Here is a 14332-nt window from a genome sequence, read left to right as displayed (position 1 = left end):
CAGCTTCACACACCCTTAAGCTATACTACCCCTTGATATTGCTGGCCCAACCTCCACGGACCGGCAGTCAAAACGTATTAACCCTTAGATTTTCAACTTTCCTTCCGAGGCTCTGGCTCTAAGCCGGATAAACTATGTTAAACAGTATTTTACTAATACTTCTTCTTATCTCCGTCAGTGCGTTCTTCTCTATTTCGGAGATCTCGCTGGCAGCATCCCGCAAAATTAAACTCAAGCTTTTAGCTGATGAGGGTAACGTTAACGCGCAACGCGTGCTGACAATGCAGGAAAGTCCTGGCATGTTCTTTACCGTGGTGCAGATTGGCCTGAACGCGGTTGCAATTCTCGGTGGTATCGTCGGCGACGCGGCATTCTCCCCTGCGTTTAAAGTCCTTCTGGAGCGTTTCTTCTCGCCAGAAATGGCTGACCAACTGAGCTTTATGCTCTCTTTCACCCTGGTCACCAGCTTGTTCATTTTGTTTGCAGACCTCACTCCGAAACGCATCGGTATGATTTCGCCTGAATCTGTTGCTTTGCGAATCATCAACCCGATGCGCTTCTGTCTGTTTGTCTTCCGTCCATTAGTGTGGTTCTTCAACGGGTTGGCAAACGTCATTTTCCGTATTTTCAAACTCCCAATGGTGCGTAATGACGACATTACATCTGATGACGTGTATGCCGTTTTTGAAGCAGGCGCGCTGGCGGGTGTGCTGCGTAAGCAAGAGCATGAGCTGATCGAGAACGTGTTTGAGCTGGAATCGCGTACCGTGCCGTCGTCCATGACGTCACGCGAAAACATCATTTGGTTTGATTTGCATACCGATGAGCAGAGCCTGAAGAATAAAATCGCCGAGCATCCTCACTCCAAGTTCCTGGTGTGTAATGGCGATATCGACCATATCGTTGGCTATGTTGATTCAAAAGAGCTGCTGAACCGCGTATTGGGCAACCAAAGCCTGGCGCTCAACAGTGGTGTGCATCTGCGTAATGCGCTGATTGTGCCGGATACATTGACCCTCTCTGAAGCGCTGGAAAGCTTCAAAACTGCCGGTGAAGACTTTGCGGTTATCATGAACGAATACGCGCTGGTGGTGGGTATCATTACGCTCAACGACGTGATGACGACACTGATGGGCGACCTGGTTGGCCAAGGCATGGAGGAGCAGATTGTTGCTCGTGATGAAAACTCCTGGCTGGTTGAAGGCGGCACACCGATTGATGATGTCATGCGTGTGTTGGATATTGACGAGTTCCCGCAGTCTGGAAATTACGAAACCATCGGCGGCTTCATGATGTTTATGCTGCGCAAAATCCCGAAGCGTACTGATTCGGTGAAGTTCTCGGGCTATAAGTTCGAGGTGGTGGATATTGATAACTACCGTATCGACCAGTTGCTGGTCACGCGTATCGACACTAAGCCGACACCGCTGACGCCAAAACAGCCGGATGCGGAAGAACAGACCACCGCATAATAATGACGCCGCCCTCAATAAGGGCGGTGTTTTTTTACAGATGTACCCGCGTGCCTTTAAGCCCTGCCAGAATAGCTGGCGCATCTTTCAACGCCCCAATCCACGCCACATTCCCAGTCTGTTCTACAAAATCGATCACCGCTTCGGCTTTTGGCCCCATTGCACCATCTGGTGCCGCGAACGGGCGCAATTCATTTGGTGTGACGTCCAGCAGGGCTTTTGCCTGCGGCGTGCCCCAGTCCTGATACACCGCGTCTGCATCAGTCAGGATCATCAGATGTTCTGCGTTTATCTCCACTGCGAGGCGTGATGCCGTCAGGTCTTTGTCGATCACCGCTTCCACGCCGCAATATCCCTCAGACACCTTCACAACCGGCATCCCACCGCCACCTGCGCATACCACGACATGATCCAGCTCCAACAGCGCTTTGATACCGGGTAGATCCAAAACGCGTTGTGGACGTGGTGAGGCGACCACACGCCGCACATATCCCCCATCTCGCTTCAGTTCCCAGCCATATTTCTCCCGCAGATTTGCTTCTTCGTCAGGCTGATAAACCGGGCCGATATACTTGCCTGGTACGCTGAATGCAGGATCGTCGCCATGCACTTCAATACGTGTCAGCAACGTGCTAACAGGTGGCATAGCCGGGATCTGGCCGAGTTTCTGGGCAATCATATAACCCACCATACCCTGGGTTTCTGCCACCAGAATATCCAGCGGATAAGCTGGGGCCACATCACAGGCCAGATTTTGTAACGCAAGTAGCCCCACCTGCGGACCATTGCCGTGCACAATCACCACCCGATAATCTTGACTCAACGTTGCCACCACATCTGCCACTAAGCCAATATTTTTATATTGGTTTTCAGCCGACAAAACTTCGCCACGCTGCAATAACGCATTACCACCTAAAGCAATCACCAGTGTTTTTTTCATTTCGTCCTCAACCACTCATTCGTTAATGGCCAATAACATAATCTGGTCATCACAATAAAATGTGACGCAGGTGGCAGTGAGGATATAGATAAATATATTTTAAGAGAGCAGAAAAAACTTACACATATTATTTAAATAAATTTAACAACATTATTCTTTAAAGATTTTTAATAATAAATGAAGCACTCGATAGAAAATTATGACAATCAACCAACTGTGACTTTGCTCAAAAGAAAGCCTGCTAAACGCCGCTAAGGTAGCCGCATCCACTCAGTCTCCTGGCTGAGAGCATCCTGACTACAAGCATAATATTTAAGGATAATAATATGTCTGATTCCGCGGCTACAGCAGTAGAAACTCAAAAGAGAGGTATCCCAGCGTGGTGGGTTACCATATTTCTTTTCTGGCTCGGTTGGATATTTATGTACGCCGACCGCACGATATTAAATCCCGTGATGGGGGAATTACAAAAGGAGTTTGGGTTAAGTGGTACCCAGCTTGGCATTCTGAACTCTGTGTTTTATTTTTCCTACGCTTTATTACAGGTTCCAGCAGGGATCCTTGGCGATAAAATAGGGAAGAAAAAAATCCTCGTACCTGGTTTTCTTTTATTTGGCGTGTTTACTGCCGTCACCGGTTGGGCCAAAACCTGGACCACCTTGCTCTTTGCCCGCGTAGTCACAGGTGCAGGAGAAGGCACCTATTACGGCCCTCAGTACGGTCTCTCATCGGAACAAATCCCTAAAAAATTCCGTTCATTAGGCAGTGCCATCATTAACAGCGGCATGGCATTTGGTATCGCACTCGGCCTGATGAGTTCGAGCTGGCTGGTTTACGATCAGGGTCATAGCTGGCGGATGCCGTTCTACGCCATGGCGGTGCCTTCAATTCTGGTCGGGCTGTGCATTTGGTTCTTCGTTAAAGAGAAAAAACGCAGCGCCGTAACAGCGGACGGTCAGGCTATCAAAAAGGGCAAATTCAGCGATCTGCTGAAAAACCGTAACCTGCTGCTGACTTATCTGATGGTGTTCTGCAGCCTGTTTGGCTTCTTCGTCATCCTCACCTGGTTGCCCTACTACCTACAAAGCGAACGCGGCATCGCGGGCAGCGAAACCGGTTTTATCTCCTCTCTTGTGGCATGGATCTCCATCCCTGGTGCGTTGATCTTCTCCTCCGTGTCTGACCGCCTCGGCAAGCGTAAGCCTCTGATCCTGATCCTCGTCCCGTTAGCCATCATCAGCATGCTGTCGATTATCTGGATGCCGACCATGACGGGAGTTGTGGTTGCACTGTGCGTTTATGGTCTGGTCGGCAAGCTGGCGCTGGACCCAGTATTAGTCGCCCTTGTCGCCGACAGCGTCGATGAAAACAACTACAGCACCGCCTTCGGTCTGTTCAACTTCATTGGTATGAGCTCATCGATTCTTGCCCCGATTATTGCCGGTGCCGCACGCGATGTTACCGGCAGCCTGGCATCCAGTTTCTATGTTTCTGCCACCCTGCTGGCTATCGGCATGGTTGGCATTCTGTTCCTGAAAGAAAAGAAATAACCAGAGGTCATCACCATGATTTATGCGTTTGTTAAAAAAGGGAGTTTTCAGGACTCGGTGAGTCTGATGATCATCTCGCGCAAGCTGAGTGAGTCTGCCGATGTCGATGAGGTATCGGTCATGATGGGCACCCCAGCCAACAAATCCCTGCTGGAAGCGACAGGGTTCTGGCACCCAGACTTTGCTGCCGCGACACCAAATGACATCTGTGCGGCTGTCCGCACGCACGTTGAAAATCCGACTATTGTCGAGCTGATGAGTAAACAGCTTGATGTAGAGCTGACGGCAATTGCCCTGGCGGCAAGCAGCGGGCAACGACTTCCGAAAGCCCGCCGTTGGCAGAGTGCCTGCGATAAATTGCCTGATGCAAATCTGCTGCTGGTTTCTGTGGCCGGTGAGTACGCGGCAGGTGTTGCCGAGCAGGGTTTACGCAGTGGCAAAAACGTCATGATGTTTTCCGATAACGTGCCGGTCGCGGACGAAATCGCACTCAAGCAACTGGCTCGTGAAAATGGTCTGATCGTGATGGGGCCGGACTGCGGGACGGCGATGATTGCGGGAGCGCCGCTGGCCTTTGCTAACGTCCTGCCAAAAGGCAATATCGGCATTATTGGCGCATCCGGAACGGGTATTCAGGAGCTAGCGTCGCAAATCGCGCTGCATGGTCAGGGAGTCAGCCATGCCATCGGCTTGGGTGGCCGTGATTTAAGTGCTGATATTGGCGGGATCAGCGCCCTTAGCGCCCTGGAAATACTGACGGCAGATGAGCAAAGCAAAGTGCTGGCGTTTGTCTCTAAACCCCCAGCCCCCGCGGTGCGCCAGAAGGTGATTGCGGCGATGCAGACTATCGCCAAACCGGTCGTGGCACTGTTTCTTGGCGCAAAAATCGAACAGCGCCATGAGGGTAACGTCTGGCTGGCCTCAACGCTTGCCGAAGCCGCACAACTGGCGGTCAGGCTGGCAAGCGTGAGTGAAGTGGCGCAAAACCAACCGGATGTCGCCGGAACTAAAATCTCTGGCCTGTATGCGGGAGGGACGCTAGCCGCCGAAGCAGCGATGCTGCTGGCCGAACAGCTCGGGGTGGAAACAGATGCGCACCATCACAACGGCGTGATGCTCAACACTTGCGGTCATCTGATCATCGACCTTGGGGACGACGTCTATACCCTGGGCCGTCCGCATCCCATGATTGACCCAACCACCCGTTCAATCGAAATCGAAAAGCTCATCAAGAAGACCGATGTCGGTGTGCTACTGCTGGATGTGGTGCTGGGCTTTGGCGCCTGTAGCGACCCAGCAGGGGCGGTAGTCGACGCTGTCAATAAAGTGCGCTGCGCTCGTGGCGAACAACATCCTTTGGTGGTCATTGCGACGCTGACCGGCACCGAAAAAGATCCGCAGTGCCGCTCCGAACAGGCCGATGCGCTGCTTAATGCAGACATTGTAGTGATGAATACACTGGAGGAAGCGTTGCTGCTGGCGTGCCATCTCATTACGCGCAAACCAGCCTCGTCGGTCCTGCCGCGCCCTGCGCTTTTGGATGGCGCAAAAGTTATCAACATCGGTTTACGCAGCTTTGCTTTGGATTTGCAAAGCACTGGCGTTCCGGTTGTTCAGTATCAATGGGCACCTGTTGCCGGTGGCAACGCGCATCTTGCCAGTCTGTTAAAACAATTAAATTAAAAGAGGTTCGGTTATGTATTCTTCTATTTCTGAAGCCAACGCGGCAATCATCGAACGCATTAAAGCGGCTCGCCCACATTGGACGGGCGTTCGCCTGGCACACCATGCCATTCCCGAACTAGCGCAGGGCAAAAAACTGCTTCACGCTGGCCCACCTATTGCCTGGGCTGACATGACAGGCCCAATGCGTGGCGCCTGCCTCGGAGCCACGCTGTTTGAGGGTTGGGCGAGCAGCGAAGAAGAAGCCGAGGCGATGCTCGCTTGCGGCGAAATCGAGTTTATCCCTTGCCATCACGTCAGCGCCGTCGGCCCGATGGGCGGCATCACCTCCGCGCACATGCCGGTGCTGGAAGTGAAAAATGCTGTTCACGGTAACCACGCCTGCTGCAACCTCAACGAAGGTATTGGCAAAGTGATGCGCTTCGGTGCCTACGGTGAAGACGTGCAAAAACGCCTGCGCTGGATGCGCGACACCCTTGCTCCAGTGTTGCAGGAAGCGCTTTCCAGTATTGATAACGGAATCGATCTGACCGCATTAATGGCACAGGCCATTACCATGGGGGACGAGTTCCACCAGCGAAACATCGCATCTTCCGCGCTGTTAATGCGTACTCTGGCACCGTTTATCGTACAACTGGATCGTCCTAAAGCTCAGTTGGCAGAAGTGATGCAATTCCTGAGCGTCACCGACCAGTTTTTCCTCAACCTGGCAATGGCGTACAGCAAGGCGGTGATGGATGCTGCTGCGCAAATCAAAGCGGGCTCGATTGTCACGGCGATGACGCGCAACGGGCGTGATTTCGGGATCCGCGTCAGTGGCCTGGGCGACCGCTGGTTTACCGCTCCGGTGAACACGCCGCAGGGTCTGTTCTTCACTGGCTATAGCCAGGATGATGCCAACCCAGACATCGGCGACAGTGCAATTACCGAAACGCTGGGCATTGGCGGTGCGGCAATGATTGCTGCACCTGGCGTGACGCGTTTTGTCGGTGCTGGTGGAATGGAAGCCGCACTGGAAACCTCGGAAGAGATGACGGAAATTTATCTCGACCACAACCCGCTGCTGCAAATCCCAAGCTGGAACTTCAAGGGCGCGTGTATGGGCCTCGATATCCGCCGCGTGGTGGAAACAGGCATTACGCCACTAATTAACACCGGGATTGCTCACCGCGAAGCAGGAGTGGGTCAGGTTGGCGCAGGGACCGTACGTGCACCTTTGCCATGCTTCGAAAAAGCTCTCGAAGCGCTGGCTCAGGCCCACCATATCACCGCATAAGTGTTATCCATTGGGGTGACGATGGTCACCCCTGAGAGACTGGCTATGCTTTTATCCATTCAGGCCCTCGCCCGCAGCAACTCCCCTCTGCTTCAGGGTGCAGAGTATCGGCTGCACAGCCGCTTTAGCCAGGCCATCAACCTGACCGATTCACAGGAGAAATTGCTGACGTTGCACCGCTTCGGCAAAGGCTGTAGTCCCACCGGATGGGTTTTTCGCACTAACGATTTTGAAAGGCTGAGCGAAAGGCTCAATGCCACAAGTTTGCTGTGTGTGAAAGGAGAACGTCTGGTTGGCGGTGGCCTGGACCTCTGCGCCCGAAGAACGTTAGATCTTTCGACCTCGAGTTACGAACAACTCTCTCTACCCGACCTCCGTTTTTGTACTGTGCAGACCGGCCTGGTCGGCCCGATTAACGAAGCGTACCAGCGCATGGACCATCCGCATCTCATCACCCTGCGTGAAGGAATCGCGCTTTGGCAGGCAGGCGGTAAACCTAACTGGAGCAACCTGATTGGCTTGGGTCCCGGCCTGACGCCTTCCGGGGACGATATGCTGACGGGGGCGATGGCCGCCCTTTTCTGTCATGGACATTTACATTCATTGCCGACTTTTTCCCGCTTTTTACCCCCCTTCGATCAGCTTCTTTTGCTGACAACATCCGTAAGCTGCACTTTTCTGGACAATGCTGTACAAGGGCTATTTTCAACACCTTTGCTGCGCCTGCTACGAAGCCTTGCTACCGGACGCGATAGCCGTTCTGCCATAAAACATTTGCTTGCGCATGGACATACCTCAGGCGCAGATACGCTCATCGGCTTTGTGACCGCTTTGCGTTGGATGAAAGAGACTGAAAAAGGGTAAGCCTATGCTGGATCATGAAACGATTCGTACTTTTATTAAGGTGGCAGAAACAGAGAGCTTCTCCCAGGCCGCCGCCGTACTGCACAAGACGCCCGCCGCAATAAGCTACCGGATTAAAACGCTCGAAGAGCATGTCGGCACGCAATTGTTTATGCGCACCACGCGAACCGTTAACCTGACACTTGCGGGTAAGCATTTGCTGGAGCACTGTCGGCAGTGGCTAAGCTGGGTGGATGCCATGCCAAACGAACTGCAGCAGATCAACGCGGGTGTCGAGACGCAGGTGAATATTGTGGTCAATAACCTGCTCTACCAACCGCACGTGGCGGCAACATTCCTGGCCTGGCTGCATCAACATTTTCCTTTCACCCAATTTCAGCTCTCCCGTCAGGTTTATATGGGGGTCTGGGATGCCCTGCTGTACGACGATTTCCACCTTGCCATCGGCGTGACGGGATCTGAATCGCTGTCGAACAATATCTCTTTGCATACGCTGGGGGAAATCTCATGGTTGTTTGTCATCGCACCAAATCACCCGCTTGCGCTTAATGAAGAGAAGGTCATCAGCGAAGACAGGCTGCGTCGCTATCCCGCTATTAATATCGACGATACGTCGCGCACCCTGACGCGCCGCGTCGCCTGGTTGCTGCCTGGGCAAAAAGAGATAAAAGTGCCCGATGTGAGCACCAAGCTGGAGTGTCATCTAAAGGGATTAGGGATTGGTTTTTTACCGGCAAACATTTGCCAGCCGTGGATTGATAGCGGGCAGCTCATCACCCGGCAGGTTGAGCGCGCACGTCAGCCATCGCAGCTTTCGCTGGCCTGGAAATCTGCCGGTTCGGGTAAAGCGATACGGGAAATTGTGACGCGTTTTCAGCATCACGATGAGGCGATACGAGGCTTTCTTGAGAATATTGACCGGCCTGCAGGCTATATTCCTTAGGCCAGACTCCGTTGAATAAAAAACACTAACGGCACCCTCGGGTGCCGTTTTTTATACTTCAATTTAATACCCTAAATAATTCGAGTTGCAGGATGGCGGCGAAGTCCACGAATCTCCAGGAGCATAATCCATTATGTGACTGGAGTGAGAGGGCGAGCCAACGCACCTGCGGCTTGAAGTATGACGGGTATTTACGCCATTTCCGCCTGCATACGCAGTACCTGGCGGTTTACTTCAGACATAACAGATAGATGCTGCTTATCTTTCACTTTTGGAATAAGAATTTTACCCTTATCAAATTCAAAAGCGCCAACGTCCTTGATGTACAACCGTCCACGGAACAGGATTTTCACGTACTTCGCCACCTGAAGCGGGTTGTACCGTTGGAAAATTTTCATTCTTTTTTTCTCCTGCAGTGTTAACGCCCCTGCGGTTCCACATTTGGTCCGACAAAACGAGGCGAAAAATTTGGTGCCTGGAAACTATAGTCCATATGCAAATCGACACCTAGTTTGCACAATCTTATTTACGGTATTATTACAAAATCTCAGAATAATCTTTTCAAATGTAAACAAATCTTAGTTTAAGCCTTCAAAAAATAGGGATATGTGTTGTATCTCTCAAACTGGCATTGCTCTTGCGGGACAGAAAGCTATTCAGCACATATGCTTAAAACGTCGCGACGAGTGGTCGGATCACCTGCTATTTTTAGTCAATAATAAGATAAGGAGTCATCATGTCCCTACGCACAACCCTTGCGCTTGCCTTGCTGCTGTTGCCTCTTGCAGCATCGGCACATAATTTCGAGAAAAATCAGCGAGTCTCACCTATTGGTATTACGGATAAAGGTGAGTTGATGCTCGACAATGATAAGTTTAGCTACAAAAACTGGAATAGTGCGCAGTTGGTGGGAAAAGTGCGAGTGGTGCAACATATTGCCGGGCGCTCCAGTGCGAAAGAGAAAAATGCGGGGCTGATTGAAGCGATTAAGGCGGCAAAATTCCCCCATGACCGCTATCAAACCACCACGATTGTGAACACCGATGATGCCATCGTCGGCACCGGGATGTTCGTCCGCAGCAGCCTTGAGAACAATAAGACTCAGTATCCGTGGTCGCAATTTATCGTCGACAGCAACGGCGTGGCGCAAAAATCCTGGCTGCTCGAAACCGGCAGTTCAGCGATTGTGGTGCTGGATAAAGAAGGACGCGTGCAGTTTGCGAAGGATGGCGCATTGACGCAGCAAGAAGTGCAGCAGGTCATGAGCCTGCTGCGCGAATTACTAAGTAAATAGTTGCTTAGTAAATAGAAACCCGGAAACCTGGGTTTAAGAATGACTCGCGCGGGGTGTAGTCAAGAGACTTACCCTGCCAGTCATGAACGTGCGCACCTGCTGCTGATGCAACCGCGTGGCCTGCCGCGGTATCCCAGATGTTGGTTGGCCCGAAGCGCGGATAAAGCTGCGCCTGCCCTTCAGCCACCAGACAGAACTTCAACGATGAACCGATAGACGTTGTCTGGTGTTCACCCAGTTGATGAAGATACTCTTTGAGTTCGTCATCGCCGTGCGATCGGCTAATCACCACCAACGGCGGGCGTGCATCGCGCACATGGATTTGGTTACGTGTGCCATTTTCCTCTTTCCAGGCTTTACCTTCAGCCGCGCTATACATCACGTTTAGAACCGGCGCATACACCACGCCCAACACCGCTTTCCCCTGCTCAATCAGGGCGATATTGACGGTGAATTCCCCGTTACGTTTCAGGAACTCTTTAGTACCATCCAGCGGGTCTACCAGCCAGTAGCGCTGCCAATGTTGGCGCGTTTCCCACGTCTGCGGATCTTCCTCTGAAAGCACGGGTATCTCTGGGGTGAGCGCTTGCAGCCCTTTCAGGATAATGGTGTGAGCCGCAATATCGGCCGCAGTCACGGGTGAGTCATCCAGTTTTTTCGTCGCCTCCAGCGGTTTCACACCCTGGTAAACATCCATAATGGCGGCTCCCGCTTCGCGCGCCAGTTGGCAAATTTTTTCTAGCATTCTGCACCTCATGTTGTGTTTCACACGCAGCATCGCGCGAATAACCTGTTGTTTTATTTATATCTCATTGCACCTGGTTGCGCTATCTGTGAAGCGATTCCGGTTTAACGATTCTCATTTCTGGCACACTTCACATTTTTGTAAGCAACAACGTTTATATACATAGTCTTTTGTGGCCTATCTCGAGAAAAGGACCTTTATCATGATTAAGTTTAGTGCAACGGTTGTTGCCATGCTGGTTACTACCAGCGTTCATGCGGCAACAGTTGACCTGCGTATCCTGGAAACGACCGATCTCCACAGCAATATGATGGATTTCGATTACTACAAAGACACACCAACAGAGAAATTCGGGCTGGTGCGTACCGCGAGTCTCATTAATGCCGCCCGGGGTGAGACAGTAAACAGCGTTCTGGTTGATAACGGAGACCTGATTCAGGGCAGCCCACTAGGCGATTACATGGCGGCAAAGGGCCTGAAAAAAGGCGATATCCACCCGGTTTATAAGGCGCTGAATACGCTGGATTACGCGGTGGGTAACTTAGGCAATCACGAGTTTAACTATGGCCTTGATTACCTGCAGATGGCGCTGTCTGGCGCAAAATTCCCGTATGTGAATGCCAACGTTATTGACGCCAAAACCAATAAGCCGCTGTTCACCCCTTACGTGATTAAAGAAACTGCCGTGAAAGATAAAGACGGCAAAGAACAGACGCTGCGCATCGGCTATATCGGATTTGTTCCGCCACAAATTATGACGTGGGATAAAACCAACCTGGAAGGCAAGGTCACGGTTAAAGATATTACCGAAACAGCCCGCCAATATGTGCCAGAGATGCGTAAGCAAGGTGCTGATTTAGTGGTGGTTGTCGCCCACTCTGGCCTTTCCAGCGACCCGTATCACGCCATGGCGGAAAACTCGGTTTATTACCTCAGCGAAGTTCCGGGCGTTGATGCCATTCTGTTTGGCCACGCACACGCCGTTTTCCCTGGTAAAGATTTTGCCAATATTAAAGGTGTCGATCTTGAGAAAGGCACCCTCAACGGTATTCCTGCGGTGATGCCTGGTATGTGGGGCGACCATCTCGGCGTGGTTGATTTGGTGCTGAATAACGACAGCGGTGCGTGGAAAGTCACGAGCAGCAAAGCGGAAGCACGCCCGATTTACGATAGCGTGGCGAAGAAAGCCCTGGTGCCTGAAGATACAAAACTGGTGAAAGTGTTGAAGCACGATCACGACGCTACACGTGAGTTTGTCAGCAAACCAATCGGAAAATCATCCGACAATATGTACAGCTATCTGGCGCTGGTGCAGGACGACCCAACCGTACAGGTGGTGAATAACGCCCAAACGGCTTACGTTGAAAAATACATTCAGGGCGACCCGGATCTGGCTAATCTGCCGGTTCTCTCTGCCGCAGCACCGTTTAAAGTCGGTGGGCGTAAAAACGATCCAGCCAGTTTTGTCGAAGTGGAAAAAGGCCAGTTAACCTTCCGCAACGCAGCTGATTTGTACCTTTATCCAAACACTCTGGTGGTGGTGAAAGCCAGTGGCAAAGAGGTAAAAGAGTGGCTGGAGTGTTCTGCCGGGCAGTTTAATCAGATTGATGTGAACAGCACTAAGCCGCAGTCGCTGATTAACTGGGACGGTTTCCGTACCTATAACTTCGATGTCATCGACGGCGTGGATTACCAGATTGATGTGTCGCAACCGGCTCGCTACGACGGCGAATGCCAGATGGTGAATCCGAAAGCTGAGCGAATCAAAGAGCTGACGTTTAAAGGTAAACCAATCGACCCGAATGCGACCTTCCTGGTAGCGACCAATAACTATCGTGCCTACGGCGGAAAATTTGCCGGTACGGGCGATAGCCATATCGCGTTCGCCTCCCCGGATGAGAACCGCTCGGTGCTGGCAAACTGGATCACTGCGAGCAAAGAGATCCACCCTGCTGCCGATAACAACTGGCGCCTGGCTCCGATTCATAGCAAGCAGCCATTAGATATTCGCTTTGAAACTTCACCTAGTGACAAAGCCGCCGCGTTTATCAAAGATAAAGGTCAGTATCCGATGAAGAACGTCGCTACCGATGAAATCGGTTTTGCGATTTATCAGCTGGATTTAAGCAAGTAATTTAATAGCCAATAGATTTCGAGTGGCAGGAAGGCGGCCACTTGAAAGATGAAGGCTATCAGGCGTCCCGTTCGCTTCGGGACGCCATCACTTTTGGCAAATTCCCTTCAATCCAGTCGGCAAGCTCAGCCACTTTTTCGCTCACCTCATAACCCATCGGCGTCAGGCTGTATTCCACATGCGGCGGCACAACCGGGTACGATTTTCGATTCACAAAACCATCCGCCTCCAGCCACTGCAGCGTTTGCGCGAGCATTTTTTCACTCACCCCGCCCATTTTGCGGCGCAGGTCGCTAAAGCGATGCGTCCCGCCCTGCAATGCCACCAGAATCAATACGCCCCAGCGACTGGTGACGTGCTTAAGCACATCTCGCGATGGGCATTGTTCAGCGAACAAATTGCCGTTACGCATTTGCTCAGTTAACGACGGCACACGGTTTTCAATTTCACTCATTTCATACTTACCTTTTTGTGCGTACTTACTAAAAGTTAGTGCTGGTGATAGTGTGACACAACTTAACCAGAACCCCCACAGGAGATTTACCATGATCGCAATTACCGGTGCTTCCGGCCAACTGGGCCAACTCGTTGTTGAAGAATTATTGAAAACCGTAGCGGCAGACCAACTGGTGGCTATTGTGCGTAACCCAGCAAAAATAAAGCCGTTTGCTGAACGTGGCGTTCAGGTTCGTGCTGCCAGTTATGAAGATAAAGCCGCGCTGGTGCAGGCTCTTGCGGGCGTTGAAAAACTGCTGCTGATCTCTTCAAGCGAAGTGGGCCAACGTGCAGTTCAGCATCGCAACGTAATCGAAGCCGCGAAAGAAGCGGGCGTGAAACTGATTGCTTACACCAGCCTGCTGCATGCGGATTCATCCCCATTGGGCCTGGCAGATGAACATATTGCGACAGAGAAAATGCTCAATGAGTCGGGCATTCCATTTGTGCTGCTGCGCAACGGTTGGTACACCGAAAACTATCTCGCCAGCGTACCGCCAGCTCTGCAACACGGCGCGTTTATTGGTAGCGCCGGGAACGGAAAAATTGCATCGGCAACCCGCGCGGATTACGCAGCAGCCGCAGCCAAAGTGATCACGTTGGAAAATCAAGGCGGGAAAGTTTACGAGCTGGCAGGCGACCATGGCTGGACGCTGTCCGAACTCACCGCGGAACTGACTAAACAAAGTGGCAAAACTGTGGTGTATCAGAACCTGCCAGAAGCTGATTTTAAAGCAGCATTGCTGGGTGCAGGCTTGCCAGAAGGGTTAGCGGCGCTGTTAGCAAACTCCGATGTCGGAGCGTCTAAAGGTGGCCTGTTTGATGACAGCCACCAGCTCAGCGCACTGATCGGCCGCCCAACCACCACGCTCGAAGAAAGCATTCGCGCTGCACTGTAATTGTTAACTTTCCGTTAAACCAGGACATCCCTATACT

13 protein-coding genes are annotated in these 14332 nt (G+C 51.8%); 9 read left to right on the top strand and 4 right to left on the bottom strand.

Annotated features, from left to right (window positions below; all coding sequences use genetic code 11):
* Positions 1–134: 134 nt before the first annotated feature.
* On the top strand, positions 135–1472 hold the full coding sequence (locus BSPA111_RS18340; RefSeq protein WP_183272577.1) for a hemolysin family protein: 1338 nt from the start codon (positions 135–137) through the stop codon (positions 1470–1472).
* Between the two features lie 34 nt (positions 1473–1506).
* Here BSPA111_RS18340 and BSPA111_RS18335 read toward each other — a convergent pair whose 3' ends face one another.
* Complete coding sequence (locus BSPA111_RS18335; protein ID WP_183272576.1) at positions 1507–2412, bottom strand: carbamate kinase; 906 nt, start codon at positions 2410–2412, stop codon at positions 1507–1509.
* A 326-nt stretch (positions 2413–2738) separates the two neighbouring features.
* Here BSPA111_RS18335 and BSPA111_RS18330 point away from each other — a divergent pair, with 326 nt between their 5' ends.
* From BSPA111_RS18330 to allS, 5 genes are read left to right on the top strand one after another with little or no spacing between them, the layout of a single operon-like run.
* Positions 2739–3962, top strand: a complete 1224-nt coding sequence (locus BSPA111_RS18330) for an MFS transporter (protein WP_183272575.1) — start codon at positions 2739–2741, stop codon at positions 3960–3962.
* Between the two features lie 15 nt (positions 3963–3977).
* Complete coding sequence (gene fdrA / locus BSPA111_RS18325) at positions 3978–5645, top strand: acyl-CoA synthetase FdrA (protein WP_183272574.1); 1668 nt, start codon at positions 3978–3980, stop codon at positions 5643–5645.
* 13 nt (positions 5646–5658) lie between these two features.
* On the top strand, positions 5659–6921 hold the full coding sequence (locus tag BSPA111_RS18320; protein ID WP_183272573.1) for a DUF1116 domain-containing protein: 1263 nt from the start codon (positions 5659–5661) through the stop codon (positions 6919–6921).
* 45 nt (positions 6922–6966) lie between these two features.
* On the top strand, positions 6967–7785 hold the full coding sequence (locus BSPA111_RS18315; protein ID WP_183272572.1) for a DUF2877 domain-containing protein: 819 nt from the start codon (positions 6967–6969) through the stop codon (positions 7783–7785).
* A 4-nt stretch (positions 7786–7789) separates the two neighbouring features.
* On the top strand, positions 7790–8728 hold the full coding sequence (gene allS, locus BSPA111_RS18310; protein ID WP_183272571.1) for an HTH-type transcriptional activator AllS: 939 nt from the start codon (positions 7790–7792) through the stop codon (positions 8726–8728).
* A gap of 191 nt (positions 8729–8919) precedes the next feature.
* Here allS and BSPA111_RS18305 read toward each other — a convergent pair whose 3' ends face one another.
* Positions 8920–9126 (bottom strand): DUF1107 domain-containing protein, encoded by a 207-nt coding sequence (locus BSPA111_RS18305; protein WP_121266826.1) that lies wholly within the window; start codon positions 9124–9126, stop codon positions 8920–8922.
* 338 nt (positions 9127–9464) lie between these two features.
* On the opposite strand from BSPA111_RS18305, the gene BSPA111_RS18300 reads away from it, so the two are divergent.
* The gene (locus BSPA111_RS18300) at positions 9465–10022 is read left to right on the top strand and encodes a YtfJ family protein (protein WP_183272570.1); all 558 of its coding nucleotides are present in this window, start codon (positions 9465–9467) and stop codon (positions 10020–10022) included.
* 4 nt (positions 10023–10026) lie between these two features.
* Here BSPA111_RS18300 and cysQ read toward each other — a convergent pair whose 3' ends face one another.
* On the bottom strand, positions 10027–10767 hold the full coding sequence (gene cysQ, locus BSPA111_RS18295) for a 3'(2'),5'-bisphosphate nucleotidase CysQ (protein ID WP_183272569.1): 741 nt from the start codon (positions 10765–10767) through the stop codon (positions 10027–10029).
* Positions 10768–10969: 202 nt separating this feature from the next.
* Between cysQ and BSPA111_RS18290 the strand changes: the two genes are divergently transcribed.
* Positions 10970–12901, top strand: coding sequence for a bifunctional 2',3'-cyclic-nucleotide 2'-phosphodiesterase/3'-nucleotidase (locus BSPA111_RS18290; RefSeq protein WP_183272568.1), 1932 nt, complete (start codon positions 10970–10972; stop codon positions 12899–12901).
* Between the two features lie 58 nt (positions 12902–12959).
* On the opposite strand, the gene BSPA111_RS18285 is transcribed toward BSPA111_RS18290, so the two are convergent.
* Positions 12960–13355 carry a winged helix-turn-helix transcriptional regulator gene (locus tag BSPA111_RS18285; protein ID WP_373925642.1) on the bottom strand — a complete coding sequence of 132 codons (396 nt, stop codon included), beginning with the start codon at positions 13353–13355 and terminating at the stop codon, positions 12960–12962.
* A 91-nt stretch (positions 13356–13446) separates the two neighbouring features.
* On the opposite strand from BSPA111_RS18285, the gene BSPA111_RS18280 reads away from it, so the two are divergent.
* Entirely contained in the window at positions 13447–14295 is an 849-nt protein-coding gene (locus BSPA111_RS18280; RefSeq protein ID WP_183272566.1) for an SDR family oxidoreductase, read from the top strand.
* The last annotated feature ends 37 nt before the right edge of the window (positions 14296–14332 follow it).

It is taken from the genome of Buttiauxella sp. A111 (assembly GCF_014189855.1).
GTDB lineage: Bacteria > Pseudomonadota > Gammaproteobacteria > Enterobacterales > Enterobacteriaceae > Buttiauxella > Buttiauxella selenatireducens.
Note: the sequence above shows the minus strand (reverse complement) of the source record. Positions and strands in the feature narration are given on the sequence as shown.